The sequence below is a fragment of the Thermodesulfobacteriota bacterium genome (assembly GCA_040754335.1).
Lineage (GTDB): Bacteria > Desulfobacterota_D > UBA1144 > Nemesobacterales > UBA2774 > 2-12-FULL-53-21.
The window spans coordinates 1-1,386 of record JBFMCV010000017.1; the positions used below are offsets into that span (position 1 = coordinate 1).

A 1,386-nucleotide genomic window follows, 5' to 3' on the forward strand; every position below is an offset into this window, starting at 1 on the left:
GGATCAGCGCGGAATCGTGTGGGCGAAAAACTGTGATTTCATAGCGGCTCGCCCCTGTAATTCCAGTATTTTTCCCATTCTTCGTATAGCATAAAACGTGTTTCGCCTCAGTCGCAGGATCAGCGTATGAATTCTCCCCGTACATTGCGCGAACTTTTCACAATGCCTGGTTTTGTGGCCAACTCAACGCTTGAAGGTGTTTTTGGTGACCGTTACGCAAGGGTGGTCACTCTCAAGCGGCGAAAAAAACTGCGATCTGTTCCCGCTGCGGTCATCGCTGCCGCCATCGCTATGACATGCGCACGCAACAGGTGCGTGATCTCTCGGTGGCCGACTGGCGAATATACCTGGAGTTCGACCGTTGGCGCGTCCACTGTCCGGGGTGCAACGGCGTGCATGTAGAACATCTCGATTGGCTGGCAAAGAATCCGCGCTACACTCAGCGCTTTGCCATGCATGTCGGCAAACTCTGTCGCGATATGTCCAACAAGGCGGTGGCAGAGCTGGAGCGCCTGCACCACAGCACGGTAAAAGATCTCGACAAGCTTTACATGCAACAGCAGGTGGCCAAGGCGGGTCTGCCTGCTCCGCGCGTCATTGGCATCGATGAGATCTCCATCCGCAAGGGCCATAACTACCGGGTGATTGTCAGCGACCTGGAGCGGGGGCGCCCCATCTGGGTCGGGGGCGAGGGGCGCAGCGAGGCTGACCTCGATCGTTTTTTCGCCGATTTGGGGCCTAAAAAGAGCGCGCGTATTGAATTGGCCGTGATGGATATGTGGAAGCCGTTTCGTAATTCCGTCACCCGCAACCTCCCCGATGGGCGTATCGTCTTCGACAAGTTTCACATCATGCGCCACCTCAGTGATGCCCTGGATGAGGTGCGCCGAAGCGAATACCGGCGCTTGGCCGGCCGGGATCGTAGCTTCATCAAGGGCAGTCGCTACGTCTTGCTCTCCAGCCGGGGAAACCTCTCCGTGGACGGCCGTCACGCGCTCAAGAAACTGCTCGCCGCCAACAAGCGGCTCAATACCGCCTATCTGCTCAAAGAGTCCTTCGGGCAGCTCTGGGACTATCGCAGCGAACACGGCGCGCGGGCCTTCTTCGAGCGCTGGCAGGAGGCTCTGAAGTGGCAGCGGCTGGAACCCTACCGCAAATTTGCACGGATGATCGAACGTCATTGGGATGGCATCATTTCCTATTGCAATCCAGATAACAAAGTAAGTCTCGGTATGGTCGAAGGGCTCAACAACAAGATCCGAGTGCTGCAACGCCGCGCTTACGGATATCGTGACGAGGAGTATCTCAAGTTGAAAATCATTGCTGCCTTCTTGCCACCGTTACCAAAATTCATGAAAAATGACCCACACGATTCCGCGTAGACCC

At 56.2% G+C, this 1,386-nt stretch carries 1 pseudogene; it reads left to right on the plus strand.

Annotated elements, in window-relative coordinates:
- Positions 1 to 248: 248 nt before the first annotated feature.
- Positions 249 to 1,382, plus strand: a pseudogene (locus AB1598_15100) (ISL3 family transposase).
- Positions 1,383 to 1,386: the final 4 nt, after the last annotated feature.